Origin of the sequence: Allobosea massiliensis, from assembly GCF_042655245.1 — a bacterium.
Lineage (GTDB): Bacteria > Pseudomonadota > Alphaproteobacteria > Rhizobiales > Beijerinckiaceae > Allobosea > Allobosea massiliensis.
Window position 1 is genome coordinate 76,355 of the sequence record NZ_JBHSLU010000017.1, and the last position, 23,875, is coordinate 100,229.

Annotated in this window: 36 protein-coding genes and 3 tRNA genes; 3 read left to right on the top strand and 36 right to left on the bottom strand. The window is 61.6% G+C overall.

Translation table 11 applies throughout. From position 1 onward, the window contains the following. Positions 1-47: 47 nt before the first annotated feature. The 13 genes from ACFPN9_RS09275 to ACFPN9_RS09335 all read right to left on the bottom strand — a co-directional run bounded on the left by ACFPN9_RS09275 (position 48) and on the right by ACFPN9_RS09335 (position 8,302). Positions 48-122: transfer RNA gene (locus ACFPN9_RS09275), tRNA-Thr, on the bottom strand. Positions 123-135: 13 nt separating this feature from the next. Next, positions 136-211 (bottom strand) — tRNA-Ala (locus ACFPN9_RS09280). A 53-nt stretch (positions 212-264) separates the two neighbouring features. Beyond that, positions 265-341: transfer RNA gene (locus ACFPN9_RS09285), tRNA-Pro, on the bottom strand. 62 nt (positions 342-403) lie between these two features. After that, positions 404-1,039 carry a zeta toxin family protein gene (locus ACFPN9_RS09290; RefSeq protein ID WP_377816593.1) on the bottom strand — a complete coding sequence of 212 codons (636 nt, stop codon included), beginning with the start codon at positions 1,037-1,039 and terminating at the stop codon, positions 404-406. Between the two features lie 15 nt (positions 1,040-1,054). Continuing rightward, positions 1,055-1,228 carry a hypothetical protein gene (locus tag ACFPN9_RS09295; protein ID WP_156449799.1) on the bottom strand — a complete coding sequence of 58 codons (174 nt, stop codon included), beginning with the start codon at positions 1,226-1,228 and terminating at the stop codon, positions 1,055-1,057. A 154-nt stretch (positions 1,229-1,382) separates the two neighbouring features. Beyond that, positions 1,383-3,053: a hypothetical protein gene (locus ACFPN9_RS09300; RefSeq protein WP_377816595.1), complete on the bottom strand. Its 1,671-nt coding sequence runs from the start codon at positions 3,051-3,053 to the stop codon at positions 1,383-1,385. Positions 3,054-3,333: 280 nt separating this feature from the next. Further along, entirely contained in the window at positions 3,334-4,068 is a 735-nt protein-coding gene (locus ACFPN9_RS09305; RefSeq protein WP_377816597.1) for a hypothetical protein, read from the bottom strand. A 97-nt stretch (positions 4,069-4,165) separates the two neighbouring features. Continuing rightward, on the bottom strand, positions 4,166-4,444 hold the full coding sequence (locus tag ACFPN9_RS09310) for a hypothetical protein (RefSeq protein ID WP_377816599.1): 279 nt from the start codon (positions 4,442-4,444) through the stop codon (positions 4,166-4,168). 92 nt (positions 4,445-4,536) lie between these two features. Next, complete coding sequence (locus ACFPN9_RS09315) at positions 4,537-5,079, bottom strand: HNH endonuclease (protein ID WP_068204222.1); 543 nt, start codon at positions 5,077-5,079, stop codon at positions 4,537-4,539. A gap of 50 nt (positions 5,080-5,129) precedes the next feature. Next, complete coding sequence (locus tag ACFPN9_RS09320) at positions 5,130-6,719, bottom strand: hypothetical protein (protein WP_377816602.1); 1,590 nt, start codon at positions 6,717-6,719, stop codon at positions 5,130-5,132. Positions 6,720-7,154: 435 nt separating this feature from the next. After that, complete coding sequence (locus tag ACFPN9_RS09325) at positions 7,155-7,784, bottom strand: hypothetical protein (protein ID WP_377816604.1); 630 nt, start codon at positions 7,782-7,784, stop codon at positions 7,155-7,157. Positions 7,785-7,788: 4 nt separating this feature from the next. Beyond that, the gene (locus ACFPN9_RS09330) at positions 7,789-8,139 is read right to left on the bottom strand and encodes a hypothetical protein (RefSeq protein WP_377816606.1); all 351 of its coding nucleotides are present in this window, start codon (positions 8,137-8,139) and stop codon (positions 7,789-7,791) included. A 4-nt stretch (positions 8,140-8,143) separates the two neighbouring features. Continuing rightward, positions 8,144-8,302 carry a hypothetical protein gene (locus ACFPN9_RS09335; RefSeq protein WP_377816608.1) on the bottom strand — a complete coding sequence of 53 codons (159 nt, stop codon included), beginning with the start codon at positions 8,300-8,302 and terminating at the stop codon, positions 8,144-8,146. A 205-nt stretch (positions 8,303-8,507) separates the two neighbouring features. Between ACFPN9_RS09335 and ACFPN9_RS09340 the strand changes: the two genes are divergently transcribed. Next, positions 8,508-9,371 carry a hypothetical protein gene (locus ACFPN9_RS09340; protein ID WP_377816610.1) on the top strand — a complete coding sequence of 288 codons (864 nt, stop codon included), beginning with the start codon at positions 8,508-8,510 and terminating at the stop codon, positions 9,369-9,371. A gap of 3 nt (positions 9,372-9,374) precedes the next feature. Here ACFPN9_RS09340 and ACFPN9_RS09345 read toward each other — a convergent pair whose 3' ends face one another. The 5 genes from ACFPN9_RS09345 to ACFPN9_RS09365 form a co-directional block, all read right to left on the bottom strand. Beyond that, a complete protein-coding gene (locus tag ACFPN9_RS09345) occupies positions 9,375-9,686 on the bottom strand; it encodes a hypothetical protein (protein WP_068204237.1) in 312 nt (103 codons plus the stop codon). Between the two features lie 83 nt (positions 9,687-9,769). Continuing rightward, entirely contained in the window at positions 9,770-10,195 is a 426-nt protein-coding gene (locus tag ACFPN9_RS09350) for a hypothetical protein (protein ID WP_068204239.1), read from the bottom strand. Positions 10,196-10,361: 166 nt separating this feature from the next. Continuing rightward, the gene (locus tag ACFPN9_RS09355) at positions 10,362-10,508 is read right to left on the bottom strand and encodes a hypothetical protein (RefSeq protein ID WP_377816613.1); all 147 of its coding nucleotides are present in this window, start codon (positions 10,506-10,508) and stop codon (positions 10,362-10,364) included. Between the two features lie 61 nt (positions 10,509-10,569). Continuing rightward, on the bottom strand, positions 10,570-11,103 hold the full coding sequence (locus ACFPN9_RS09360) for a tyrosine phosphatase family protein (RefSeq protein ID WP_377816615.1): 534 nt from the start codon (positions 11,101-11,103) through the stop codon (positions 10,570-10,572). 75 nt (positions 11,104-11,178) lie between these two features. After that, positions 11,179-11,454: a hypothetical protein gene (locus tag ACFPN9_RS09365; protein WP_377816617.1), complete on the bottom strand. Its 276-nt coding sequence runs from the start codon at positions 11,452-11,454 to the stop codon at positions 11,179-11,181. Between the two features lie 140 nt (positions 11,455-11,594). On the opposite strand from ACFPN9_RS09365, the gene ACFPN9_RS09370 reads away from it, so the two are divergent. Further along, positions 11,595-12,659, top strand: coding sequence for a COG3904 family protein (locus tag ACFPN9_RS09370; protein ID WP_377816619.1), 1,065 nt, complete (start codon positions 11,595-11,597; stop codon positions 12,657-12,659). 32 nt (positions 12,660-12,691) lie between these two features. Here ACFPN9_RS09370 and ACFPN9_RS09375 read toward each other — a convergent pair whose 3' ends face one another. The 5 genes from ACFPN9_RS09375 to ACFPN9_RS09395 all read right to left on the bottom strand — a co-directional run bounded on the left by ACFPN9_RS09375 (position 12,692) and on the right by ACFPN9_RS09395 (position 14,796). After that, complete coding sequence (locus ACFPN9_RS09375) at positions 12,692-13,114, bottom strand: hypothetical protein (protein WP_068308061.1); 423 nt, start codon at positions 13,112-13,114, stop codon at positions 12,692-12,694. A 32-nt stretch (positions 13,115-13,146) separates the two neighbouring features. After that, positions 13,147-13,401 (bottom strand): hypothetical protein, encoded by a 255-nt coding sequence (locus tag ACFPN9_RS09380; protein ID WP_377816622.1) that lies wholly within the window; start codon positions 13,399-13,401, stop codon positions 13,147-13,149. Positions 13,402-13,427: 26 nt separating this feature from the next. After that, positions 13,428-13,997 (bottom strand): ImmA/IrrE family metallo-endopeptidase, encoded by a 570-nt coding sequence (locus tag ACFPN9_RS09385; protein WP_377816624.1) that lies wholly within the window; start codon positions 13,995-13,997, stop codon positions 13,428-13,430. A 120-nt stretch (positions 13,998-14,117) separates the two neighbouring features. Further along, on the bottom strand, positions 14,118-14,342 hold the full coding sequence (locus ACFPN9_RS09390) for a hypothetical protein (RefSeq protein ID WP_068308069.1): 225 nt from the start codon (positions 14,340-14,342) through the stop codon (positions 14,118-14,120). 46 nt (positions 14,343-14,388) lie between these two features. Beyond that, a complete protein-coding gene (locus tag ACFPN9_RS09395) occupies positions 14,389-14,796 on the bottom strand; it encodes a hypothetical protein (protein ID WP_377816627.1) in 408 nt (135 codons plus the stop codon). Positions 14,797-14,945: 149 nt separating this feature from the next. Between ACFPN9_RS09395 and ACFPN9_RS09400 the strand changes: the two genes are divergently transcribed. Then, the gene (locus ACFPN9_RS09400) at positions 14,946-16,019 is read left to right on the top strand and encodes a hypothetical protein (RefSeq protein WP_377816629.1); all 1,074 of its coding nucleotides are present in this window, start codon (positions 14,946-14,948) and stop codon (positions 16,017-16,019) included. Positions 16,020-16,056: 37 nt separating this feature from the next. Here the strand turns inward: ACFPN9_RS09400 and ACFPN9_RS09405 are convergent, their stop codons facing one another. The 13 genes from ACFPN9_RS09405 to ACFPN9_RS09465 form a co-directional block, all read right to left on the bottom strand. After that, positions 16,057-16,422, bottom strand: a complete 366-nt coding sequence (locus tag ACFPN9_RS09405) for a hypothetical protein (RefSeq protein ID WP_068308077.1) — start codon at positions 16,420-16,422, stop codon at positions 16,057-16,059. Between the two features lie 24 nt (positions 16,423-16,446). Further along, positions 16,447-17,031: a hypothetical protein gene (locus ACFPN9_RS09410; protein WP_377816631.1), complete on the bottom strand. Its 585-nt coding sequence runs from the start codon at positions 17,029-17,031 to the stop codon at positions 16,447-16,449. Positions 17,032-17,184: 153 nt separating this feature from the next. Further along, the gene (locus ACFPN9_RS09415; protein WP_377816633.1) at positions 17,185-17,829 is read right to left on the bottom strand and encodes a hypothetical protein; all 645 of its coding nucleotides are present in this window, start codon (positions 17,827-17,829) and stop codon (positions 17,185-17,187) included. A gap of 216 nt (positions 17,830-18,045) precedes the next feature. Next, positions 18,046-18,447: a hypothetical protein gene (locus ACFPN9_RS09420; RefSeq protein WP_377816635.1), complete on the bottom strand. Its 402-nt coding sequence runs from the start codon at positions 18,445-18,447 to the stop codon at positions 18,046-18,048. Positions 18,448-18,595: 148 nt separating this feature from the next. Continuing rightward, complete coding sequence (locus ACFPN9_RS09425; RefSeq protein ID WP_377816637.1) at positions 18,596-18,886, bottom strand: hypothetical protein; 291 nt, start codon at positions 18,884-18,886, stop codon at positions 18,596-18,598. A gap of 406 nt (positions 18,887-19,292) precedes the next feature. Further along, positions 19,293-19,649 carry a hypothetical protein gene (locus ACFPN9_RS09430; protein WP_377816639.1) on the bottom strand — a complete coding sequence of 119 codons (357 nt, stop codon included), beginning with the start codon at positions 19,647-19,649 and terminating at the stop codon, positions 19,293-19,295. 59 nt (positions 19,650-19,708) lie between these two features. Beyond that, complete coding sequence (locus tag ACFPN9_RS09435) at positions 19,709-20,311, bottom strand: hypothetical protein (RefSeq protein WP_377816641.1); 603 nt, start codon at positions 20,309-20,311, stop codon at positions 19,709-19,711. A gap of 494 nt (positions 20,312-20,805) precedes the next feature. Next, positions 20,806-21,123, bottom strand: coding sequence for a hypothetical protein (locus ACFPN9_RS09440; protein ID WP_377816643.1), 318 nt, complete (start codon positions 21,121-21,123; stop codon positions 20,806-20,808). Positions 21,124-21,126: 3 nt separating this feature from the next. Continuing rightward, positions 21,127-21,729: a hypothetical protein gene (locus ACFPN9_RS09445; RefSeq protein ID WP_377816645.1), complete on the bottom strand. Its 603-nt coding sequence runs from the start codon at positions 21,727-21,729 to the stop codon at positions 21,127-21,129. A 151-nt stretch (positions 21,730-21,880) separates the two neighbouring features. Next, complete coding sequence (locus tag ACFPN9_RS09450) at positions 21,881-22,681, bottom strand: alpha/beta hydrolase (protein ID WP_377816647.1); 801 nt, start codon at positions 22,679-22,681, stop codon at positions 21,881-21,883. A gap of 62 nt (positions 22,682-22,743) precedes the next feature. Then, a complete protein-coding gene (locus ACFPN9_RS09455) occupies positions 22,744-23,166 on the bottom strand; it encodes a hypothetical protein (protein WP_377816649.1) in 423 nt (140 codons plus the stop codon). A 56-nt stretch (positions 23,167-23,222) separates the two neighbouring features. Continuing rightward, a complete protein-coding gene (locus tag ACFPN9_RS09460) occupies positions 23,223-23,537 on the bottom strand; it encodes a hypothetical protein (protein ID WP_377816652.1) in 315 nt (104 codons plus the stop codon). Between the two features lie 47 nt (positions 23,538-23,584). Further along, on the bottom strand, positions 23,585-23,875 hold the full coding sequence (locus ACFPN9_RS09465) for a hypothetical protein (RefSeq protein ID WP_377816654.1): 291 nt from the start codon (positions 23,873-23,875) through the stop codon (positions 23,585-23,587).

Below are 23,875 nucleotides of genomic sequence, written 5' to 3' on the forward strand. Positions count from 1 at the left end.
CCAGCTTCGAGGCGAGTGCGGATATCACGACCTCTTCGGTATTTGAATGGTGCCGGCGGAGAGGATTGAACTCCCGACCTTCGCGTTACAAATGCGCTGCACTACCGCTGTGCTACGCCGGCGAACCGAGGAATTTGGTGGAGCCAGTCGGGATCGAACCGACGACCTATTGCTTGCAAAGCAATTGCTCTCCCAGCTGAGCTATGGCCCCAAACCGATATTCCATGGCGCTATACCACGCGCCGAATTTTAAAGAGAATAATTTGGTCGGAGCAGCAGGATTTGAACCTGCGGCCCTCTACTCCCAAAGTAGATGCGCTACCAGGCTGCGCTATGCTCCGACTGTCGAAATCAATACATCCCTTTATGGGCTTATATCAATATCGAATTCGATAATCCCTGCTCACTCAACTGACCTTGAGCGCCGCCGGGCGTTTCGCTCGATCGCGAGTTCTGCGCGACGTAGCGAGTCTGCGACGGCTTCGGTGGATATATCCGCCACCTGCAGACAGTCGCTGTCGGGCTGTCGCTCGACCAGAAATTCAGGCGTGCTGCTGTTGTCGATGACAAGCAGCTGGTCGGCCCTGCTCGCGAACCACCGCAGGTTCCGGATCGACCGGATCCATCGCGCGCGGACCTTGTCCTTCGGCACATGATGTCCGCCGGCGTTCACTCGCTGAGAGACCCGCAGAACGTTGAGGTCCGCGCGGCTGGTGAAGACGAAGACCAGGCCGACCTGGAAGCCCGACCGTTTGGCTTCCTTCACGGTGGCCTTGTATTTCGGTGATGACAGGACCGTCTCGACGGTGAAGCTGAGGCCCTTCTTCACGTGCTGATCGACCTCGTGGTCGACGAGGCGGGCGGCCTTGAGGCTGATCTCGGGGGTCACTTCGGTGCCGTCGAGCTCGGCGAGCCACTTTGCGACGTCGTCGGCGTTGAGGCTCAAGCTGCCGGCCATGAGAGAAATGACCCGGGGATGGGCAGCGATCGTCGTCTTGCCGGACCCGTTAGGGCCCGCAAGAATCCATAGCCAAGGCAAGGAAATCTCCGGAGGTTAGGACAGGGCCGCGTCGATTTCGGCCTGCGTCAGCCGGCGCAGCGATCCCGCGGCGGTCTGAGCGCAAAGGTTGCCGTCGTCGTCGAGCACATAGACCGGCAGGCCAGCCTTATGGTGCTGCTGGACTGCCGCGCTCGTGGCCTCCACGATGGCGCTCTTGAGAGCGGACATGTGTTCGCCGGTGCCGGCTTCCAGCCTCTTCTGAGGCCGAGCCGGAAAAGCAGTCGCGGTGAGGCGTGCAGCGCTTCCCATCGCGCTAATATGATGCATGGGTTCTCCAATGTCCATGTCGGCCGGGCACCTTGCGGTGCCCGGCGCAGATGGGTCAGCCGTTTTTGATCTGCGCGAAGTATGCCGCGATCTGGTCGGCGACTGAGACGTGATACGGCCCGGACCAATCTCTGACGAAGGCCGGAGCTGATTTGGAGCCGGTGAAAGCGTCGCTTTCGTCGGAGTCGTCCTTGATATCCTGCGCCTTGTCCGGGTCCATGGCGACGATTTCGGCGGTAATATCCCACTCGGTTTCGCCGGATGCATCGACGTCGATAGCGTAATCTTTGACCCAGGCTTGCGGCTGGAAATGCGCGATCACGCGAGGTCCGTCGGCCGGCATCAGAATGCGAGCGATCTGGATCTTCCAGTCGTCGAAATCGATGGCGATCTTCGGGACACGGTCGAACGGGATCAGAGCCTGGATAGTGTGTCTATCTCCCATGACGTCGTCCTCGGTTACGAGGACGTGGCCATCAACCGCCTTCACTGCCTTTTCGATGTGAGAAGCGTAGGCTTTGACCTCAGCGAGGGTTTTGTCGCGACTGTCTTTTGATTCAGGATTGAATGCGACCTCGACGGAAGCGCCGACGAACTTGGCGCCCTGATAGAAGAACGAGTAGCCGAGTTCGGCATGGAAGCCGTTCGGCATGGTGATGCTGTCTTCACCGATGTATCGTGCTTCGTCCTTCGTGAGGGGATAGAAAATCCCGTTTGCATCGACGGACCATTTCAGGCCGTGACGCGAGAACAGCTCGGGTCCGCCATCAACAGGTTCGCAGCAGGCATTGGTGAGACACAAAGGTCCGTCGTGGCCGTCGGGATAATCCTGAGACCAGGATTGGATGGGCGGATGATCCGCCTCTCCTGCTTCTTCAATCTTCGCTGAAACCCACTCAGCGTAGCTCTGACGGGTGTCTCCGTTGCCGACCTCGTAGCGCCAGTCTTCGGAACCGTAGACCGGATGGTCGGCCCACGGGTCGACGGGATCGGCGGCGATCGCTGAAACGGGAACAGGCGCACGAGAGGCGGGCAGATCGCGCTGCGGCGCTTGCCCGACTGCAGCAAGGATGTCGCTCGCTGTCAGATGGATCGCGGTATCGCCGTAGGTGAGGAACTCCCGGTCGTGCGCCTCGAAATATGCATCGATCAGTTCGGTGCCTTCGAGTTTGTGGCCTTCGGGAAAGCGGTGCGCGACCTCTTCCCAGTACTGCACGCACCAGGCTTCCACCTCCGCCTCGACGCCCTCCTTGGTCGGGGACGAAAAAGTGGCTGTGCCGTGCTTATGATCGATTGAGGCGGTGTGAATCTTGAACTCGAATTCACGCCCGCTGTCGACGCTGCCGAGCGTGTTGGCGATGGTCTGCAGCTCTGTGCCCACCGCGCTCGTGACGTCGAGGAGATGGCCATAGGGAGAAACGCCGAAGAGGTTGCCGGTGCCGGCGTCCTGCTGCTCGAGGAAGCTCTCATCGACCGCGAAGGGAGCATTCGCGACAGGGTCGAGTAGGACGATCAGGTTCTGCCCGTCGCCCAGTTCGAAGCGGCCGGTTGCGGGCGCGGCCGGGGGATTGAGGGCACCCTTCTTGGCGGCGGCGGTCGCCTCGTTGGAATTGTGAAACCCGAACGCGGCGGCGCAGGTCTCGAGAAGCTGGTGGCGCTTGAACGCGACACCTTGAGCCCGAAGCGCCTTGTCGAGGCGGTTCAGGTGGATAGGAAGGGATTTCATGTGTGCTGTCTCCGGAAGGCAGCCGGCCAACTCGTCTGAGGCGGGGGTTCCACTAGCCGCGAGCCGACTGCCGAGGGATCAGCAGATGAGGGGTCGCAGTTCAGTCTCGAACAGGGTTTGCCTGCGGCTGACGAAGCCGCGAGAAAGGTTTCTCTGGAACCGGCGGGCTACCTGTGGCCCGGGAGCTTTATAGGCCCCTTCGACACGGTCGCGCGCGGCCGTGATGGAGAGGTCTTGGGCCGCCGCATCTTATGGCGGCCCACTTGTTTTTGGCGGAGTTTTATCCAGGCAGCGAGACCGTCGACGGCCGTTTACAATCACGGATATCTAGGGCCAATTCTCCACTCGCGATGTAGCGATCCATGACCGCGAGAACAGCTCGAAGTGCCAGAACCTGGAAGTTGTCTTCGATCGTCTGGGGCCAAAAAATCGGGAACCTGTTCGAACTGCCGGCATCCCTGCAGACGTTGCCTATTTCCCACGGCTCTTCGGATTTAGGTCTGTCGGCGATATCGAAAATCAGGTTAGCCCAATTCCCGAAATTCAGCTTGAAAGCCCCGCCGATCATTTCCTTCCTGTATTCCTGCTCGAGTAGCGGTTTGCCACGATATGTGTCCGGACATGGTAGCCCGTCGGCCACAAACCCGGCGGCGGCCAGAATATCCGCGGTGGATCCGGTTGGGTCGCCAAAAACCAGGGTGTTTGTGGCGATTATCGCGGCCTCCTCTGACCAGAAAGTGCCGTGTAATGGGATCTCGTATCCGAGATGAGCGTGCCGCAGCGCGGCGGCCTCCCGAGAAAGCCGAGGGGCCCCATTGTAGTAGTGTTCGCGAAAGATATTCTCTCGGGATGCTGGTGACGTAGGTCGGAAGCAGAGGCGCCAATCGCACCAATACTCATTACCACCCATCGAAATAACTGGTATTATGCTCCACTCTCCGTCATTCCCGACGCTAACCAACTTGGTTTTTCCATTCGGGAGACGAACGCGATCCCACTCAATTGCATCTGCCATCTCGGGATCCTTTAGCGGAGCGGTTCTGTAATAGGATGCGGGTTTTACCCCAACCACCCTCCCGGGGGAAAGTGGGCAGTTTTTCGAACGGCTGCCCTTATGGGATTTTGCCATCCCGGATCATCTGCAGCAGCGCTTCACCCGCATCGTCGGGCGTCTCACCGAAGTAGAGCTCGTAGGAGGTCTCCTCGGCCTCCACCCAGCGGTCGATGCCGACATAGCCAGCGCCAAGCTGGATCGCGATGTTGGTGTCCTTGCCGTCCTGATGCAGCTGGATCTCCGGATCCATGGAGTCATCTTCTGCCGGCACGAAGACGAGGGTCAGGCGCGGATTGAGCGCCGACACCTGAGCTGACAGTTTTTCAGCGAATTTCATATCGGGATTTTCCATTCTCACACGGGCGCAGGATGCGTCAGGTTTTGACCTCTGCAACAAAAAAACGGGGCCGAATTTATCGGCCCCGTTGGTCAGGATTCGAGCGGCGTATCCCAATAGGCGTAGTCGAGCCAGGACCGGTGAATATCCGGCGGAGGATAACGCCGGCCGAGTTCACGTAGCTGAGCAACCGTCGGCGTGTACGGCCGATGGCGTGGCACCATCCCAGCTTCCTCGGGCGTCCTGTTGCCCTTGCGCGAATTGCACCTCGCGCAGGCAAGAAGCGCGTTTGAGAAAGCGCTCGCCCCACCCCTGGATTTCGGGATGACGTGGTCGAACGTCAGCTCGTCGCCATCCCCGCAATAGACGCATGCGAAATTGTCCCGAACCGCGAGGTTCCAGCGGGAGAAAGCCGCCGGACGGTTCAGGTCGACATATTCGCGCAGCAGAATGACCGATGGCAGCCTGATCTCGAAAGAGGGGCTGCGCGCGATCTCATCGTACTCCGCAAGAACGGTGACGCGATCTGCGATCACCGCCTTGATGGCGTCCTCCCAGGGCCAGAGCGACAGCGGGCTGTAGCTGAGCGGTCTGGCATCTGCATTGAGGACGAGGGCCGGATAATGCTTGGCCATTGTCGTTCCTCGGAAAGTCAGGATGGGGGCTGGCGAACCAGCCCCCTCGCCTATTCGGCTGCTTGCATCGCCGGCGGCGTCTGGAGACCGCGGATCTCGGCGAAGGCGAAGAGCGCCGCGTCGTCCGCCAGGTGATGGCGACCGTCGACGACAAAGCCATCTCCCTGCCTGATCAGCGAGTAACCGCGGCCACGGATGGCTGCGACCGTCGCCTCGACCGGATCGACCGTGGCCTTCGTCGCCCCCCGCTTTGCGAGGAACTGCGCCACGGCGTCCGCCGTGTTGGCGCGAAGGGCCAGTGCTGCATCACGGCCGCCGTCCTTGCCCGACGAACGAACGAAGCTGTTGAAGCTCCGCTTGCCGGTCTTGGCATAGGCAACGCCGCGAACAGGCTCCGCCACCGGTGCAAGGCTGGTGGCCTTCACCACGACGGGCGCAGGAGCCACGGCAGGGGCCGTAGCGACCTTGACCTCGGGATGAGCCACCTTCGGCGCCCGACGGACCTCAGCGGGCTCCGCTGGGCGCTTCTGGACCACCTTCGGCGCCGGCGTCGCGATGCGGGTCACGGCCACGGTCGAAGCCGCCGCAAGCCGCACGAGCTCCGCCTTCACCTCACGCGCGCTCCGCACCGCGATGGCCGGCTCCGCATAAGTGGCGAAGGAGGCCTCGGCAGGGATCGGGGCAGGCTTGATGACGCGAGGACGCGGCACCCTCGGGACCGCTGCCCGCACGGCCACCTTGAACGCCACGCCCTCCTCCTCCGCGGTCTTGCGGAGAATTCGAACGTCACGGCCCAGGGCCTTGATCGCGACGGTGATCGACATGCCGCTCTTGGCAGCATCGACGATCTCGGCGCGACCAGCGGCGTCGAGTGGACGGCGGCGTCGCTTGCGCTCAACCAGGTCAAGCTTGCGGGCCTGAACCTTGATAGCGCGCACAGTGCGACCGAGCTCGACGGCGATCGTGGCAAGGGCATTATCGCCATGACCGCGCTCCCCGATCAGCTCGCGCAGGCGAGCCTTCGATTCTTCGGTCCAGGCCATGTCCTGAGCATCCGGGAAGCGGATCTCGAGGGCATAGACCTTGGCGAGGACGGCGCCACGCTCGCGCCCGATCGTCTGCACGGCATCGTCGAGCGAACGAGCAGCACGCAGCTTTGCGACCTCTTCCGTCGTCCAGTTGCGAGCAGGACGCAGGTTGAGATCGCTCACCTTGGCGGCGACGCTCGTCTCCGGGCGGCCAACAATCTTCGCGAGGTCCGCGTTGCTGACCTTCGGATCGCGAGCAAACGCGTCGCGCAGCAGCGTGATCTGCTCCGGCGTCCAATCCTGGCGGCGGTTGGGCTTGATCCCGAGGTGATCGAGCTTCCAGCGGACAGAGTTCTCGTTGCGACCGAGTTCATCGGCGATCGCGCGGATGGTCTTCTCCTCGTCGCCGACGAGTTTGACCAGGCGAGCGACATCGTCCGCGCTCCACTCGCGGCGATCCATGACGAGAGCATCGAGGTTGCGAAAGCGCGCAAAAACCGCGCCAACCTTTCGGTTGACGAGCGGAGCAATGGCGGCCGCAGTCAGGCGCTTTTCGCGCCGCAGGCGGATGATTTCCGCATCGAGTTCGGGAGTCCACTTCGCGCCGTGCATCTGCTCGGCTCCTCTTCGGGATGTAATTTCCCGGTGCGAGGAGCCTGGACGTATGCGCCAGGTGCTAATCCACGACCGGAACTCTAGGGTCCGGTCGCGCTTCCATCAGAGGGTCAGAAACCTGCTCTGAGAGTTGGGCTATTCCGGACAGTGACGCCTTCGGCAAATTCACAGCTCAATGGCCGTGACCCGACTGGGGTTGTCGGTTGAAGGCGCGCGTCTGCGTGTCCCCGCCAATTTTTGGCGGAGGTCGACATCGTTCTGGCGATGGCTATCGACACGCGGGTCACTGTCTCAAATCCTGATGGATTAGCGGAAAATCCCAATAAACGCGGAAATGCGTTTGGGCAAGCTCTTATGGCGATTTTTGAAGGCAGGGGAATTCGCAATCTGTCGAATTATGCTTGGACCGCTCACTGGCCTTGAAGCGAGCCTTCAGCCTCGCCGCGTTTCGACGAAGATCGTGACGGCATCCCAGTCGTCCGAGACCAGAAGCGGATCTGCGTCGGGTGAAATGGGATGTGTTCCATCCATTTCGAGCCTGACCACGACAAAGCGGGGTCCGCCCTGGAATTCCCTCCAGGCGGGATCGGCATAGTCGACGAAGATGCCCGTATTGGGCGGACCCACCCAGAATGGGCAGGCATCGTTTTTCCAACTCTGGTCGACCCACCAATCCGGGATGGCCGGCAGGTCGGAGTGCGGAAAGTCAGGGAACTCGACCTGCCATTTCGGGGCGACGAGGTCCCGATCTGCGAGTGCCCAGGCTGCGCACCAAAGGGCGCATTCCCCTTCGACATCGGCGTCCGAGCATGTGCCGGCGTCGACATCATCGGCGCAGTACGGAGCCCGCTCGAAGGTCGCGCGGAAGGCCTCGAGCATGGCCATATTGGCGTCGCACACGTCATGCGAGGCGCAAACGAGCGTGTCACCGCGCTCGCGGAAGCGCGCGTTGTCGATCCGAACCTTCGCGAGCTCCTGCGCTGTGAGCCACTCCGTCAGGGTCTTCACAAAGGCTGTCGCGAGCTTGTCGGCATTCTCTGGGGTATTGGGGATGCCACTCATCGGGTCACCGTCCGAGCGCTGCGGGATAGCGGGGCTCGACGCGGTCAAGCGACCCTGTCGCCCAGAAGCCATGGATGGCGTCGCGCCAGTACGGCCAGTCGCCAAGGTAGCTAGGCGTGAGCGTGTCGCGTCGCCATTCCAGGCTGCATGTCCGGATGGCGCTGAAGCCATCGCCGAGCGGCTCCGAACCGTTCTGCCGGTTGGAGATGTCCTCCGCGGCCAGGCCAGTGAGGCTGGCGAGGGCATGAACATCGGCGTCAGGCTGTCCGAAATAATAGCGCAGCGCACGAAGCCGCTCGTCGAGACTGAATTTCGAGAAACTCTCGGCGGCCGTCGGGGGCTTTCTGCTGGTCATGGGCTCACGCTGCTTTCTGATTGAGGGCGTCGATGGCGGATTGGACGCTCTTCGCCCGGGCGCTCTCGGCCGAGATGATGGTGAGGTTTGTCGCCATGTAGCGCTGGCGGTAGTCGGCTCGCTCGAACACGACGATCGAGCGGTCGCGGTCGCCGAACGCCATGCCCCATTTGTCTGACGGCGTCTCTCGCGTGAGGAGACACCAGTGACCGACCCAGCAAAGCGCAACTCAGCGATTTTGTACGTCTAACGTTCACTATGTGTTTGTGACGCGCGACTGCCGGCGCGCCGGGCGTCATCATGAATTTTCTGGAAAATTCTAAATCAACCAAATTAGGGTGCGGAGTTGGACGCCGGGGAAATCCGCTATGCTGCCGCCTAAGTTCGAATTCGACGCCCGCTACTTCGACACGCTTCGGGCGGCGATCAGACTTCTTAGCGACGAGGGTGATATCTCACAAGCCGACCAAGTTCGAGCTATCAACGAGCGAGCTATCGCATCCAACAAAGCAGGCGACGGCGGAAAACCGCCCAAATTCTCCGAAGAGACCTATTCCAACTTCAAGAATGGCTCAAAGACCAGAGATTGGCGGATCATGGTCCCTATGTGGGATTGGTTCCACACGGTGCACCATTCCTACCTGGAGGCGGCCTGGGATGCCCAGGGCGGCAGGGCCCGGGCTAGTGTCAATGGATTGTCCCTGGCGGTTCACGATTTCCTTAATCAGGGCGCCAATTTCGATGTTGAGAGCGCGGCGCGGCTCGCGGGTGCATGGGTCTCATTCCGTCCGTATTTCCTCGATCCAACTCAAGTGATGATCAGCGTGATCACATTCGGCGTCGAGGGTGACGACGCCCGCTTCACCGTGACCTCAACCATAAATCGCGGGAAGGAGACCATCACAGGGTCTGTCATCCCCTACGAGCGCTCCTTGCTGTTGGTGGCAAAGATCAGCGGATCGAATGCACCGTTCGTTGTGGTCCTGACCAATCTCATCACCGATGCGACTGGGGGCGAAAAGCAGAAGAAGCGATATTGCGAAGCTGAAGGCGTATGTCTGGCGGGCGCGAGCGGGAAGCTGCCCAGTGCCTATCCTATCGCACTCCATCGACCGCACGGGCCCGTCGAACCCGCATGCCTGCAAATGTCAGAGTTTCAGGATGCGTATCCGGAATCACAATACCCAGGCGTGAGTAAGGTTCTGGCGCGGGGCTTTACCGAATGGCGGTAGCCACTATTCGAGGCATTCCGAGGCCGGCGTGCGATCTGGTCGAAGCCGTCGCGTCGACGGGTGCTTATGCCAGTTGATCGGATCGCCGGTGCCGTCCCACTGGTCCATCGCCTCGATGGCCAGCTCGGGCGTCATGAAGCAGTATCTTTCCCTGTAGCCAGTGAAGTCGATATCCACATGGACCGTCCAGTGGAACAGCAGGCGCATGAGGCCGCACAGGCGGCCGTCGGGAAGGATCCAGAACTGGTGGTAGGGCTTGGTGATGCCCTCAGGAAGGTCCTCTGGCCTCACTCCTGAAACCGCTGCGATCGTCATAGCGCCCCCTTGGGCTGCAGATTGCGTGAAGCGCGCTCTCCTGGGCAAGAGCGCCCGCGCATCACGCGATGCGCAATCGCCTTCTAGGCGGCCATGCACAGGCTCGAGACGGTGAGGCGTGTCGCAATGGCGCCTCGCAGGACAGAGAGCCCTCTGAGCACCTCGAGGCTCACCTCGGTGCCGCTCAGTGTCTCGTCGATAACCCTAAGGGTCTCGCGATACTCGAGATCGGGATCAGCAACGCGCCTGCCCGAGGTAGCCGCAAGCGATTTGATGGCCAGCTTGCCTGTCGTCGCGGTTGCGCAGACCGACGTGACCGCGTGGCTCATCGGGACCTCGAACCGCACTCCGATCGCAACGAAGGTCGCTACGCCCCGTGCGCCGGGCTGGCCTGAGCGGGCAATGATCGCGGGCTGAGGCAGTTCGGCGAGTGTGCGCTTGAGCAGATAGAACGCGGCGTCCTCGGGCGTGACCTGAACGGATTCATATCGAGCGCAGCATGCCATCATCGTTCTCAGTCTCTTTGCCCGGCGCAGAACGCGGGACGTCGCATCAGCAATGGGAATGGCACCGGCGCGATCAGGAAATCACGTCGGCTCCACCAGAAAATCGACTTAAATCAGTGGCTGGATTTATACGTCGCTGCCCTTATCGGGACAACCGATCAAGGGTTGCTCACAAGGCGTGAAGCGCGTTCCAAGCGTCGATCGCGTCAACGAGCTCGATCAGGCGAGCCTCTTCGCGACTGCCCTCGATCGCGCCGCTCAACTGCTGGACCTCGTCGACGGCCAGGCTGTGCTGCTCTTCATTCTCAATCTTCATTCTGAGCACTCCCAAGCGGACACACCCCTATAGACGCGGATGTCGTCGCTTGGTTCAACCCTCACGCGAAGGTGTCGGGGAAGCAGTCGAACAGCTCCTGCTTCCGGGCGCGAACCGATTGCCAGTCATCGCGTGTGCTGTTTTTCGCGACAACGACGGATAGGAGAGCCCCTCCCCGGCCCAGCTCGGCGTCGGCCGCGGCGGTGAGTGCAAGGTTCGGTACCGCCTCCGGCCGAAGGACCAGAAGATCCTCAAGCGCATCAGCCTCGCGCCCGGGCCCATACCGGTCCGCGAGAACGACCAGAGCAGCAGCTGGCGAGCGGCCGACGCCCGCGGCGCAGTGCACCAGGAGCGTCCCGTCGGCGTGCTTGCGTCCGAATTCGAGCACGAGCCGGGCATGTTCCCGGGTGGGGAGCGTGACACTCGGCGGGCCGTAGTCGAGATCCTCGAACCGCAGCACGAGGTGGTCCGGCGCCGGCTGCGCATGGAACCTCAGTCGTTCACGGCGCGCGGTGCGCGGCGACTCCAGGGTGAGGACGGCCGCGAACTTCCGCTTTTGCTTTTCCGCAGCACGGAGTGAGCATACGTGCAGCATTTCGTTTCTCCGGGATTAGGTCACCGATCGGCTTTCCCGCTCCGACGGCTTAGTCTCGCAAGCGGTGCTGCCTCGTTATGCGACGCGCTTGGCGGCCTGAACCCGATGCTCGATGGTCGGCTGGTGCCAGGCGCTGAATTCGTGGGCGACCCCTAGCGGGGAGACGACGGTAATCCTGAAGGTGGCGCCGTTTCGCTCTTCGCCGTGACGACTGCTCCAATCATAGGAGCAGGCCTCTCTCGCGGCGTGATCAGCATCGAAGATGCCCCCGATGATCGGGATGGCGTGATCTTTCGCCTCCCCCTCGTCGGGGAAGAAGAACGACCATTCGTCCGGAGCGATCTTGGGCATAAACACGTGCCTCCGATTAGATGGATATTTGGGATAAAGGGCGCGCCCGGCTGGATGTGCTGTTGCGTGCCTTACCCTGCCTGCTTACCAGAGATCGGCGTTCGGCCGGGAGGCCGCGACGATTGCTCTCGGAGATGCCGATGCGTTTGGTGAAAAGCGGGTTGACGGGTCTTGCAGCTCTTTTACTTGCTGCCGTGATTTCCCCTGCAGCCGCTCAGAAGCTGCAGATCACTGGCACGCCGCCTGAAAAATTCATGCATTTTGTTTCAGGGACGGGCTGGGAAATCTATCTGGACGGGGAAATCGACGGAGAGGCCGACCAGCGCTTCGCAGAGTTTCTGAGGGCGAATAGCCCGGACCAATACTCGACGGTCATTTTCAATTCGCCAGGCGGCAATCCGATTACGGCGATGAAAATCGGCCGGATGATCCGCCAAAACGGCTTCGCTGTGAATGTCGGTCGGCGCGACGAAAACCCGAACGCGGCCGTCAAGTACTCCGGTGGACAGTGCTACAGCGCCTGCTCTTTGGCCTATCTCGGCGGTCGCTTTCGCTGGATGTCTGGGACAGCAAAGTATGGCGTTCACCGCTTCTGGTTCAGCGAGCCGGTGAGGGACTCCGTGGACCTGGCTCAGATCGTCTCGGCGGCGATCTCGACATACGTTCACGAGATGGGCATTTCCCCAAAATTCAACGAGGTGTTCGTCTCGGCCGGCAAATCGGAAATGGCGGAGCCCTCGCGGGAGGACCTGGAGCGCCTGAGGGTCACCAACAACGGCTTCGAACGAACGACCTGGACGCTCGAGAGCCAAGGCGGGTTCAACTACATCAAGGGTGAGCGCGACACTGTCTATGGCATCAACAAATTCATCCTCGCCTGTCCTGCTCAGAGGTCTTTCCTGCTTCACATGATCATGGATCCGCAGGGCCGCCAGGAGGAGGTCATGAGGATGCGCGCCCACACCTTGGTGATTGGGGGCCAGAACCAGACGCTGAAGCCGGTCCGGCGCGAGATCAAGAACGGTTGGTTCAACGGGAGCTATGAGCTCACGCTGGCGCAGGCTCGCGCGATCGGGCGTGCGCAAACCGTCGGCGTGATGCTGCAGCATGCTCGGGAAGCGCCGATCTTCCTTGGGTTCAACGCCATGGAGATTGGGGACGGCGCCGGGCGTCTACGTAGCTTCCTGCAAAGCTGCGGGGCATGAAAAAAGGCCGCGATCAGGTCGCGGCCTTCAATCTAGCTGGCGATCGACAATCCGCGGCGGGACGCACGAACCGTCTTCGCTCGTTCCCACGGCAGGAGACTGCGCAACGCGCGCTGGTGCTTGTTGGGCCGATCCGACTGCGTCGCGTGAACGAGGCTTTGCGGACCGAAATCCTTCCCGTGCTTGACGAGGGCCTCGTGAAGGACCGCCAGGCCGGATGCAGTGGCTTCGAAAGCGGTCGCAGTGCCGTTGCCTACGAACCAGCCGAGCTTCACACGGCTTCGACGAACCAGGCCGTCGTGCTCGAGCCGAAGGAGATCGACCGTGACATGGGGGTAGTTCTTCACGCCGGTGATGCGGCGATGGCAGGCGATCGACCCGTCGGCGCCGATTGCCGAGAAGTATCGAAGCCATGCGATGCGGCGAGCGAGGGAGCGGTGCTTGTCAGCCGACATTCGGAACTCCTGGGGTTGGCGAGATCGGTGGATCAGGCGGCTTCGCGGTGGTTTTCGGCGAGGCTTTCGGTGATGCGCTGGGCCTCGGCCTCGGTCAGCTTCACCGGGTCGTAGGTCACGCCATGTCTGGCGGTCACGATCTGGACCTCTGGCCCGTAGCCGGGGTCGCCGGCGTAGCTCCAGGAGCCGAAGTGTGGCTTGCAGCCGGGCGTGAAGGTGTAGCCGACGATGATCTCATCGCGGTCGTTGTGGTCCCGGTCGAAGACCTCATGATGGATTGTCGCCATGGCAAATTCCTGAATTTCGGGGCGGATTACGCCGCTTTGAGCCTCGGCTCGACATAGGCCGAGCGGATGGTCTCGATGTATTTCTGCGGGACCGCGAAATCCCCTGCGACAGCGGCGGCCGAACCATGTCGAGCAGCCCAGCACGCGAGAAATGCGTCTCGTGGGATGAGGAAGCCGAAGGCGAAGTCGATCGCTTCACGCTGACATGCGAGCTGCGGGCCGGTCTTCGCGTAGAACGGCACGAGCATTCCGCATTCCAGGCCGTATTTTGCATGCACACGGTGCAGATGCATGACGTAGTGGCCGATCAGGATGGCGAGCTCGAACCGCATCTTCGGCTGGTCGGGATCGGTCGGCTCCTTGATGCGCGCCAGGAAGCTTCGGTCCCGGTAGACGATCAGGCTGTCAGCATCGCTGTCGACGATATCGCCGTTCATCAGATTGCCGATCCGACCGCCCAGCTCGGTGACGAGAGCAGTCAGAGAGGCCCCCGGCTGGATGCTGCGCCGGTTGGCAAAATGCTCGCCGATATGGCGGATTTCGTCGGAGCCAAACCCCAGCGGACTGGGTTCGTGAGCATTGCGCGGAAATCGCATTTATCAGAACTCCGGTGTCGTCCGGGCGCGCGCAATCGCCGGAGAAAACCCCGGTAAAATAGCGATATGCGCGATCCCCGCGGGCTTATTGCAATTATATCAGGCGGGTTGGGGGTGCGGCTATCGCGCGAAGCCTTGACGGCCGGAACTGCGCGGCCTGGCCGTGATCACCCGTTCGGCGATCCTCGAAGGCCGAAAGAGCCTGCGGCGGCGCGGCCGAAACACAACGAAGGTGATGAGTGCAGCCGTGTAGGCCAGAGCCTCGGAGTGCAGCGCGAGGCAGCTCATGAAAACGAACATCACGAGCACGGTCACGAGGTCCCATTGGTCATGGTTCTTGCGCATGTCTCGGTCCTTCGCGGGATTGAATAACAGCGGTCTCAAACCTCGATCAGGAGAGATCCTCCATCACGATCTTTGAGAGCCCGAGCCTCTGGGCGTTGCGGATGCCGATGGCCGGGAAGAACTTCTCTTTCGGCCGCGCGTACAGGTAGACGCTGTTCGCGATCGTCCACTCTCTGAAGCGGGTGCGGTTCGCGTCGGAGTGGCCCTCCTCTTCCACCCATCCGGATGCAGCGAGCGCGTCCGTCAGACTGACCGTTTCGACCTCGATCAAGCCACCCTCCGCGATGAAGCGCTCAGCCCGGGCACGCGTCTCGTAGGTCGCAAACGCGCCACGCGTCGCGCCGGCGGGCGCCCACAAGCGGCCCTTCTTTCCTCCAACGCGAATGGCGAAGGCATCGCAGCCGTGGCCGCCGGCGTCATAGCCCCTCACCTTTTTGATCATCGGCTTGGCCATGACGGTCTCCTTGGGATTTCATCGGACTGGTCTTCATTGAGAAAATCCCGTCGCCTATCCCGCTCGCCAGTTCGCGTAGCGAGCAATCTCGTTTGCTCTTCTGGAAGCGATCCATACAATTGAAGCGTTCAGTCGGATCGAGTGACGCAATGTCCCAATACGACAGTGACCGCGAGAGCGCCTCGGCGACATCGACGCTAGCTGCGTCGGTAGCGGCGGAGATCGCCCGTTCTTGGCTTGCGGAGCGCCATCCACCGTCGCCTGGTTACGGAGAAGATCAGATCCGTTGGGTGCTGCTTGATCTGGCAGGGCAGGCCTTCAAGGAGACCGCTCGCCGCGGCGACGGGGTGAAGGCCTACAGGGATCGCCTCGATGCGGCCGGTGACGTCGTGGAGGCCCTGTGGGGCATCCTGACGCCCAATCGGCTGAAGGGCTGGCACCGTACTGGGGAGCCCACAGCGGAGGAGGCCAAAGCGGAAGCAGCCGCGCGCCGATACCTCTGGAAGCGACGCGATCCGCTCGTTGCCTTTCGAGAGGGATACGAAAGCGAAAGCGCGGTGGAGCACTCGAATGAAGAGGTGATTTCGGTAGCTGCCGACTATGTCTCCAGCGGCTGGATGCGGCACCCGTTCGTGGACTGGGTGTTGGTCGACGCGCTCATCACGCGCGAGCTCCAGGCCTTTGGCGAAGAGGTCAAGCAGAAGCACCTTCCAGGACGCCGCGACCTCCTGGGCGTCCATCATCGCTACTTCGCCACGAAGGGGAACCTGGATGCGATGAAGCGGCCCGATTTTCTCGGCGCGGCTCGCAGGGCTTTCCTTTACCTCCTCATCAACTGGGCAATCCCGATCGGCGTGATCAGCCTGCTCTATGTGCAAGGATGGTCGACGACGGCGACGTGGGTTCTCGGGATCTACGGCGCGCTAATGGCTCTGCACCTGACTTTCGTAGCGGTGCGAGTGGTCAGATGGATGTGGCGCACCAGCAGGGGCGACGGCGCCAAGCAACCGCCCGCGTTCGAGCTCTGGACCGATATGCATCAGGTCTGGCGTGTCCTGACCGGGCCGGTTCTAAATCCCACGCTGGTTCGCGAACATATGGCCCGCACCGCCGGCAAGGGAGCTGTCTGGGACAACATCGTTTGGTCCATCGTCGACAGTCGGATCGCGAGTGACCCCGCCGTCTGGATGGTGATGAAAACCAAGGACGCCGGCCGCACCTGAGCGCGGCCGCATCTCTGGAAAGGGTCGCAGAGCGGGGTTATTCCGCGAGCATCTGGGAGATTTCGCGGTCCGTCATGAACTTGATCGAGACAAAGCCGGGATCGGTCGACTCGCCTGCTGTGGTGATGCTGACTGCTCCCTTCGGGCCCACCAGGACAAATTCGCAGGAGGCCCTGCCCGTGCCGCGACATATCCTCGTCTCGGGGTAGATATCGCAGAGCTCGGTGCGTCCCGGAGCGCAGCGGTCAAAATCGGCCGCCGGGATTTTGTGGACCTTGTAGCCGCTTGCGATCAGTTTCGCGCGGACCTGGGAATAGGGCGTGTCCTTTTCGAAGCGAGGCAATTGTTGTGCAGCCGCGGGGCTGGCAATTGCCAGGGCGGCGAACAGCGCAATCCATTTCATGACGTCAGTCTTCCCTTTTTCGCTCTATTCGCCGCGGAATTTCCGGCAGTCGCTGAGCACTGCTGTGGTGCTCAAGAAACGCGGGTTCTGCAGGCGCGGTGTGATGACCTTTTTGATGAGGTCGCCGAACTCGGCGGAGGTCTTGATCGCCATTTTCGCTGGCTGCGGGCCGAAGCGAAGCTGCACGATTTTAGCCGACATGATCTGGTCGATTTCCCGCCAGGTGCCCGGCGCGCGGTCGAAGAACAGATCGGATTTGATCACCTCGCCGGGCAGCGTAAAGGAGGACTTCTCGTTGACGAGAAAGCGCCCCTCGACTTTGTCGAATCCGCTGGGAACGACCGTGTCCATCTTGATCGCACTGGCGAGGTGGAATGTCAGGTGAGCGAGGACGGTCTTGTCCTTCGGGCAGTTGAAACTCACGAGGTTGGGGAGGTTGCTGGCGTCCTGCGTGATCGTATAGCGCCGGTACAGCCGCTTATCCTTGAGCCCGTCGGCGTAGGTCACCCATTGTTCGGGTACGGTCGCGGTCACCTCATCCGTTTGCGCGTGAGCTGCTTGGGCGAGGGCGATAGAGAGTGGCAAAATGCAAGCTGCGATCTTTAGCATTGATTTTCTTGAGCCCCGTTTCCCCCAATGACCAGTAACACAGTGGAGCGCGGCGGGAAGCGCTGGTGCCGATGCTTGCCGCTAAGGCTGGGGATGAGTGGCTCGACACAAAAAAGGCCGCAGCGCGCGAGCGCTACGGCCTGGTGATTGCATTCATGCCGGCTCGAGTGACAATTCCGGCGCATGCTCGGGATTGATGACGACTGCGGCGGTCGGGTCTTCGATCGCGAGCCGATAGAGCGGATTGAGCGCCTTGAGCTCCGGGCATTGCGCCTCCGAGAAGTCGCCGTCCTTGCCGTCGAGCAGACCGCCTTTGACGATGATGCCGATTTCCTTGGCGGACATCACGCCCCAGTCGAATTTCGTCGACGATCGCTGGTGCTCGGGAAGCTCCGCAGCGGTCAGGAGCTTGCCCGTGTGGGGTTCGAAGTCGCCTTCCCACTCGACCCTCACGGACATGCGGCCGCGCGGATCCCTGAGCACGTCCACGACGCGGCCGCGCTTGATCCCGAGGGTCTTGCCGCGCAGAGGGCCGGACGTTGGCATGATCTCGTCCCAGACGATGTCGCCGACTTTTCGGTTTCGATCGGTCACGATGGTCTCCTTCGTGATCTTGGAGCGGCGCCAGGGCCAGCGGGAGGTTATCTCGAGGCGGTCGTCTTCGCACGCCGAAGGCCGCAGCGCGTGAGCGCTACGGCCTGATCGGGTTATTTGGCGAGGTAGGCGATTTGGACGTTTTCGGGGTGAACCTGGGCGGGCATCGCGCCAGTCGGGGTGAAGCCCATCCAGAAGGTCCACACGATGAAGAACTCTTTCAAAATCTGCTCCTCTCATCCTGCAACGACGTCAGAGATCACGGCGCCTTCGCCATGTCTCTTTGGGGTTTAAGGTCAAATCATCCCCAATAAATTCAGCCCTAAAGGGCATGAAAGCGGCTCACGCTCTCGCGCAGCTTCTCCAAAAAAAATAGGGGCGAGCGTGAAGCTCGCCCCACGGCACCGGGCCGGAGATTGATCAGCGGCAGACCTTGACGACGCGGCTCGTCGGACGCCCGTAGAAATCCATGACCCGCTCGAAGCTGCACGGGTTCGCGTAGCCCTCGATCATGGGGAAGTCCGGGTTGTGAGCGACGACGACGCCACCGGGACGCAGGCCGGCGTAGGTCGGCTGAATGCCATGAGCGCCGAAATTCGAAGCGATCGCCTCGGTGATGGCCGCGACGCCGAGGAGGCCAGCGGCCAGCGCAGCGGCCGCCTGCTTGTTGCGCTTGATCTGAGCGAGGCGCATCGCCGGCAGGGGCGCGTGATTGCCACGGTAGCCGGGGCGGCCATGCCCGCCGGCCTCGGCGGTGTCGGTGACGGCGAAGGCCGAGAAAAGCAGGGCGACGGCGGCGGCGATCAGAGCAAGGCGGCGCATGGCGATTGTCCCTTTATGGGGTTCGTTTCAAACGAGGTTCGCCAACCGGGTGATTTTCGTCAGGGTGTCATTGCCGGGGGAAGCCGCCAGGCATGAAAAAACCGCCGTGGGCGACACGGCGGTTTGAAGAGCGTTCCCGAAGGGGCAGCTAGTGGCCGCCGACCCTCCACCAGAACCAGACGATTGCGACGGTAACGACGAAATACATCCAGATCCGGATCCAGGGCCAGAACAGCTTGACGAAGAGGGCCACCCAGACGCCGGTGATCGCCCACATCAGCGTCGTCGCGAACAGGTCCTTCAGCTTGGCCAAGGCGTTGTCGAGGCCAAAAATCTGCTCGACAGCGATGACCAGGATCAGGAGCGCCAGGAGTGCATAGAGCACCCAGTCGTCCCTGCTGAACCGGCTCTTGGCCGCGGTCTGATTCTCATCGGTCATGCTGGCCTCCATCTAAAGCGCTCAAAGACCTCCGTCACTCAAAAAGGCCCGAATGGCCGTTTCTTATCGGGGTTGGATTTCTCAAATCCTTCACCCAGCACCACGCCGGGGAAAGAAAACTCAGGGGAGAGGATCGACCGTCCTTATTGGGGAATAGGCCTCACCGCTCCGGGGCCACCAACACGCCAGCTCATCGACGCAGGCAAAGTCGCTGGACAGGAAGCAATTCATCTCAGGATCCCACAACAGGCGGGCCGGCTCTGCCGAGCCCTTCGGGATCCCATGGAACATGGCCCCATCTCGAGGGGCCGTTCGAGGATGGCGCAGTTGAGAGCGCCAGGGGATGGTGATCGTCTTCGACCGCGCTTCCATCGCCATCCCCTTCTATGTGCGTTCAGGCTGGCTCTCAGAGCCGTAGCAGCAGGTTGATCAGATTGGGAGCGAGGGCTCCGAGAGCGGCCGTGGTGAGCAGCCAGCGCCGGCGCGCGTCGCGCAGGGCGTCGGTGACGGCGATCATCTGCGAGCGGTACTCCGCGCTGTTCTGTTCGAACAGGATCGCGACAGCAGCAATTGCCAGAGCGAAGCCGAGGCCATGCAGCGAGAAGCCGAGGAATTCCGGCATCAGTCGCAGCAGACCGATCGACATCATCAGGATCGACCCGACGAGGGAGCCGGCAGCGAATGCAGCCGGCATGTAGCTGAGGATGAACTGCCGCTCGGACCGCGACATGCTGTTTCGCGACGAGATGGTCTGATTGCTCATCTGTTTGTCCTTTGCGGGATTTGCAGCCGATTGGCCTCAATCGGATCCAGCCTCGGACTTCATTCGCCTCCCACGGGCATTGGCCCGCCTTCGATGAGCGCGACCACGCGCCAAAGGTCGGGATGCCGAGCCATCTCGGCGGCCTCCCCTGCATCGGTGATTACGGACGCTTCCGTCCCGTCCTGCGGGATCGCGAGCCAGGCCCGGGCGGTGGCGCCAAGCTGAGCGCGCAGCTCGTCTCGTTCGGCTTCAGCCTTCGCGCGCAGCTGGTGCGGGCTGTTCAGCCCGACCTGCTTGCGGATCGTCCAGTTGAAGTGCTCGATCGGTTCCGACTTGGTCGTGTAGGTCATCTCGAGATAGTTCTCGGCCCCCGTGACACGGAAGTGCTCGGTGATGACGAGCCCCATGTGCTGGACCAGCGGACCCGTGAGCGCGAGATCGATCGCTCCGTCCTCCATGCGCAGGTGGTGGAGGTTGGGGTCCATGATGCGCTTTGCCGCAGTCTCTGCCTCGGTGGCGCGCTGATCGGCGTCGACGTAGTGGGCCAGGAGGGCCCGCACATCGTCTGCGTGAAAAAAGATGGCACCGGTATCGAGTTTCTCGACGATCGCGCACGCGACGGCGTCTCCGGTCTGCTGACCGGACATCGGCAAATATTCCATGGATAATCCGCTTAAAAGGCTTGGCGCGATTATACCGGGGTTTATCGCGATAGTCAGCAAAATGGCGACCCGCCGCAACGGATCGCCATTTCGGCATCGGCGAATTCCCAAGATCCGCCGTTCTAAAGCCGCTTGGGCGGCGATCCAGGATGACTCTCGCGAGTGGCCCTAAGCCCCATCCTGAAAAACACTCTGAGCCTGGTGGTCTCTCACCACCCTATATCCCGCGTCCAGGAACCGGCTGGATTAAATGCCGGTGCGAAGGCGTGTTCAATTTCTCCTCGCTTGGAGGCTCAGACTGCGGCTCGGAACATCGTCGAGAGGTCCCAAATTTAAGGTGCCGACCCGCCCTTGCGGTCTTACGGGTCAGCGCTTTACCACCACGTACCCCACTGCCGAATTTCCGGTACATCCGCGTTTAATTCGGCCGTAAGGCGATTTTTAGCTTGTATTTCCGGGATTGAATTACGTCAACCCTGCAGAATTAACGGCATTTATAAGTGGGTATCCAGGCCCGTCACGCTCGTGAAGACGCGCTGCAGGTCTTCGGCATGCAACCCGGATCGCTCGACTGCCACATCCAGGCCGACGCTCATCTTGAACACCGGGTCCTTCTTGGCCTTCTTCAGGAACACCATGGTGTACGTGTCATCGGCGTCGAGGCGGATGCGGCAGCCTTTGATTTTCGGCTCGTTGCTCGCCGCGATCGTGAACGAGAGGGTGTTCTCGCCTCCGACGAAGTTCTTGGCGCCTGTCATCGCGGTGAAGCGGCGGCCGCCGATCTGGGTGAGAATGATCTGGGAAACGTCCACGGCCTATTCCTTCACGCTCAGAGGCCCTTCGGTCGCGGATTCAGCGATCTGCTCGCACAGCTCGACGACGTCGGGCGGCCAGCGGCCGTCACACACGAGGAGGTAGCCTTCGTCGTTGTCATTGGGATCCCAGATAACGCTCGGCACCTTCTGGGCATTCTTGAACTCCTCGGCGCGGGCGACGAGCGTGGCCGGGGCGTTCTTGGCGAATGTCTCCCAGTCGTCGACCTTGTAGTCGTAGTTCTGGACGGCCATGCAGCGCTCATAGTCGGTCCAGGCGCGGACCTCGTCGAACGATTTCACGAAGGCCGGCAGAACGATCTCGAGGTAGCCGTCGGCCGGCGCGCTCGACCACATGCCGCCGATCGCCGGTTGAAACTCGCAGTCCCCAGCCAGCGGCTGCCCGTGTTCGTCGGCCCATTTGACGATCGGCACGCCGTCGCCGCTGCTCATCGAAGGGCCGCTGCAGGTGAGAATGGTGCCGACGGCGAGCGTCTGGCGCCAGCCCTGCTGCGCGCCCGGGCCGCAGGGCTTCCAGCCCCAGAGGTATGCGCCTTCCTTGATGACACGCCAGAGCTGGCCGGTGCGGAAATCACTCTGTTTCATGAACGCCTCATTTGAAAATCAAGGTAATTTGATAAACAGCGTGCGGGTAGAGAACTGACGCCGCGAACATGCGCTCTCCATACGGCGCAGGGCGGCCGCGATGTGGAAATGGGTCGGTGAAATAGCAGGGATTACCGGCGTCTATTTTATCTTACGAGACGCTGTCGCGAAAGAAGTCGCGAGCGTTCTCCAACACCCCGAAGTCGGTGAGGTCGTTGTGGCGTCCACCTGCGACGGGCAGGAACTGCTTCGGCTCCGATGCGAGATCGAAAAGCGCCTTGCCCTGGTCGAAGGCGATAACCTCGTCCTGCTCGCCATGGATGATCAGCAGCGGCGCGTTGATCTTCGCGATGGAGAGATCGGAGCGGAACTGATCCCGCATCAGGACGGAGACCGGCAGCCAGCCGAACAGGCGCTTCGCAACGGACACTGTCGAGAGAAACGGCGCTTCCAGCACCACGGCCTTGAGCGGCTTGCGGGCCGCAAGCTGGACCATCACACCTGTGCCGAGGGACTCGCCATAGCCGACCAGGCGATCAGCCCCGTAACGGGCCACAGCGGCGTCGTAGGCCGCGTCGGCATCGAGACGCAGGCCAGCCTCGCTCGGCGAGCCGGTAGAGCCCCCATAGCCGCGGTAATTGACGGCGAAGAGGCCTGCTCCGTCGGCTGTGAGCTGCCGGAACTTCTCGATCCGGCCGTAGGCGAAGTTGCCACCGTTCCCGTGGAAATAGAGGATCACCGGCTTGCCCGGACGGGGATCAACCGTCCAGGCCACAATCGTCTGCCGGTCTTTGGTTTGGACGAACACCTCCTTGAAGGCGGTGCCGCCGGTCTGGGGGACGGACACGCGCGCTCGATCGGGGATGTACATCATCGAGCGCTGCATCAGGAACATCGCGGCGCAGATGCCGGCGTAGGCCACCAGGATGATGAAAATGACGGTGGTCAGCATTCTGCGGCGGGCGCTTCTCGTAGGCGTCTGGATAGCAGGCACGTAATTGCTCCGGAGGGCTTTCAACCGCCGCAGAGCATCTCCTGCAGTTGGTCGAGGGATTCCACAGCCTCATGAGCTGCAACGATCTGTTCCACGAGCTTCAACCGGGAGCGACCGATCATCGAGATCGTGAAGCGTCCATAGTAATTTCCCTGGGCGTCGACGACGCGGAGCCCCTCGCCGAATTTGTTCCAGGGGCTATTCGTCTCGAATTTCGAGCCGAACTGTCCAAATTGGTTCCAGATGCTTTTTTCGCTGAATTTGGAGCCGTAATCGCCGAACTTGTTGCAAACGGCGGCTTCGTCGAAGCGATTGCAGTTGAGACATCCGGCGAAGGTCTTCCCCGTCTCCCCGTCGAACAGGAGTAGCGCGACATTGGCCGTCGCCGGGGTGTGAGCAACGGCAGTGACGAGGAGCGCAAGGCCCACCAGATTTCGACGCAAGGGCCTATATCCTCCATAAATCGCTTGCTGCTGCGGAGTGGGGGCGATGCTGCAGCCTAGTTGACCACTTCGGCCTTGTCCGTGCTGACCCGGACGTAGATCTTGTTGCTCAAGGTCATGCCGCCACAATAGGTGAAATACTGCCCCGGGCGCCCTGGCTCGGTGGATTTCCAGAAGCCGCCCACTTCCTTGAAATCGGCTTCCTTGCATCGGCGTTTGGCGAGGAGCTCGCGTGCGATCGCCTCGAACTTCGGGCCATGAATTCCGTAGTGCTCGGAATCCGATATGCCTGGCACGGGTGCTTGTGCAGACGCTGCGGTGGCGATGATGGCCGCCACGAACAGCGAAGCAAAATGAGCGCGGCGTCGCATGCTAATCCTCTGAGAATCGCAGGGGTGGGAAACCTGCCTGAGGGATATCAGCAGCTCGCCACCCCCACGAACAGAAATTCGGTGTCGCCGAGCGCAAAGCACGCGGCCGGCCCTCTTTTGTCGCTGGCCCAGTGCTCGTCGTCGCAGACGATCTCCTCGGCAAATTGCTCGAGGGTCTTTCCGTCGGGGACTGTCAGCATCTGGAAGTCGCGTTTTTCGGCGATGCTGCCGGTGTAGCCCCTATGCCCGTACTCGTGCCGGGCTTCGGCGGTCGCATTCTGGAAGGCTTCCCTGGCGGTAGCGCCAGACGCCCTTGTCATGAAGTCGGCTGCGCCCAT

Coding starts and splice junctions, on each gene's coding strand:
- ACFPN9_RS09295 (WP_156449799.1), bottom strand. CDS start 1,228: ATGTCCGCTCTCAAGAGCGCCATCGTGGAGGCCACGAGCGCGGCAGTC.
- ACFPN9_RS09300 (WP_377816595.1), bottom strand. CDS start 3,053: ATGAAATCCCTTCCTATCCACCTGAACCGCCTCGACAAGGCGCTTCGG.
- ACFPN9_RS09305 (WP_377816597.1), bottom strand. CDS start 4,068: ATGGCAGATGCAATTGAGTGGGATCGCGTTCGTCTCCCGAATGGAAAA.
- ACFPN9_RS09310 (WP_377816599.1), bottom strand. CDS start 4,444: ATGAAATTCGCTGAAAAACTGTCAGCTCAGGTGTCGGCGCTCAATCCG.
- ACFPN9_RS09315 (WP_068204222.1), bottom strand. CDS start 5,079: ATGGCCAAGCATTATCCGGCCCTCGTCCTCAATGCAGATGCCAGACCG.
- ACFPN9_RS09320 (WP_377816602.1), bottom strand. CDS start 6,719: ATGCACGGCGCGAAGTGGACTCCCGAACTCGATGCGGAAATCATCCGC.
- ACFPN9_RS09325 (WP_377816604.1), bottom strand. CDS start 7,784: ATGAGTGGCATCCCCAATACCCCAGAGAATGCCGACAAGCTCGCGACA.
- ACFPN9_RS09330 (WP_377816606.1), bottom strand. CDS start 8,139: ATGACCAGCAGAAAGCCCCCGACGGCCGCCGAGAGTTTCTCGAAATTC.
- ACFPN9_RS09335 (WP_377816608.1), bottom strand. CDS start 8,302: ATGGCGTTCGGCGACCGCGACCGCTCGATCGTCGTGTTCGAGCGAGCC.
- ACFPN9_RS09340 (WP_377816610.1), top strand. CDS start 8,508: ATGCTGCCGCCTAAGTTCGAATTCGACGCCCGCTACTTCGACACGCTT.
- ACFPN9_RS09345 (WP_068204237.1), bottom strand. CDS start 9,686: ATGACGATCGCAGCGGTTTCAGGAGTGAGGCCAGAGGACCTTCCTGAG.
- ACFPN9_RS09350 (WP_068204239.1), bottom strand. CDS start 10,195: ATGATGGCATGCTGCGCTCGATATGAATCCGTTCAGGTCACGCCCGAG.
- ACFPN9_RS09355 (WP_377816613.1), bottom strand. CDS start 10,508: ATGAAGATTGAGAATGAAGAGCAGCACAGCCTGGCCGTCGACGAGGTC.
- ACFPN9_RS09360 (WP_377816615.1), bottom strand. CDS start 11,103: ATGCTGCACGTATGCTCACTCCGTGCTGCGGAAAAGCAAAAGCGGAAG.
- ACFPN9_RS09365 (WP_377816617.1), bottom strand. CDS start 11,454: ATGCCCAAGATCGCTCCGGACGAATGGTCGTTCTTCTTCCCCGACGAG.
- ACFPN9_RS09370 (WP_377816619.1), top strand. CDS start 11,595: ATGCGTTTGGTGAAAAGCGGGTTGACGGGTCTTGCAGCTCTTTTACTT.
- ACFPN9_RS09375 (WP_068308061.1), bottom strand. CDS start 13,114: ATGTCGGCTGACAAGCACCGCTCCCTCGCTCGCCGCATCGCATGGCTT.
- ACFPN9_RS09380 (WP_377816622.1), bottom strand. CDS start 13,401: ATGGCGACAATCCATCATGAGGTCTTCGACCGGGACCACAACGACCGC.
- ACFPN9_RS09385 (WP_377816624.1), bottom strand. CDS start 13,997: ATGCGATTTCCGCGCAATGCTCACGAACCCAGTCCGCTGGGGTTTGGC.
- ACFPN9_RS09390 (WP_068308069.1), bottom strand. CDS start 14,342: ATGCGCAAGAACCATGACCAATGGGACCTCGTGACCGTGCTCGTGATG.
- ACFPN9_RS09395 (WP_377816627.1), bottom strand. CDS start 14,796: ATGGCCAAGCCGATGATCAAAAAGGTGAGGGGCTATGACGCCGGCGGC.
- ACFPN9_RS09400 (WP_377816629.1), top strand. CDS start 14,946: ATGTCCCAATACGACAGTGACCGCGAGAGCGCCTCGGCGACATCGACG.
- ACFPN9_RS09405 (WP_068308077.1), bottom strand. CDS start 16,422: ATGAAATGGATTGCGCTGTTCGCCGCCCTGGCAATTGCCAGCCCCGCG.
- ACFPN9_RS09410 (WP_377816631.1), bottom strand. CDS start 17,031: ATGCTAAAGATCGCAGCTTGCATTTTGCCACTCTCTATCGCCCTCGCC.
- ACFPN9_RS09420 (WP_377816635.1), bottom strand. CDS start 18,447: ATGCGCCGCCTTGCTCTGATCGCCGCCGCCGTCGCCCTGCTTTTCTCG.
- ACFPN9_RS09425 (WP_377816637.1), bottom strand. CDS start 18,886: ATGACCGATGAGAATCAGACCGCGGCCAAGAGCCGGTTCAGCAGGGAC.
- ACFPN9_RS09430 (WP_377816639.1), bottom strand. CDS start 19,649: ATGAGCAATCAGACCATCTCGTCGCGAAACAGCATGTCGCGGTCCGAG.
- ACFPN9_RS09435 (WP_377816641.1), bottom strand. CDS start 20,311: ATGGAATATTTGCCGATGTCCGGTCAGCAGACCGGAGACGCCGTCGCG.
- ACFPN9_RS09445 (WP_377816645.1), bottom strand. CDS start 21,729: ATGAAACAGAGTGATTTCCGCACCGGCCAGCTCTGGCGTGTCATCAAG.
- ACFPN9_RS09450 (WP_377816647.1), bottom strand. CDS start 22,681: ATGCTGACCACCGTCATTTTCATCATCCTGGTGGCCTACGCCGGCATC.
- ACFPN9_RS09460 (WP_377816652.1), bottom strand. CDS start 23,537: ATGCGACGCCGCGCTCATTTTGCTTCGCTGTTCGTGGCGGCCATCATC.
- ACFPN9_RS09465 (WP_377816654.1), bottom strand. CDS start 23,875: ATGGGCGCAGCCGACTTCATGACAAGGGCGTCTGGCGCTACCGCCAGG.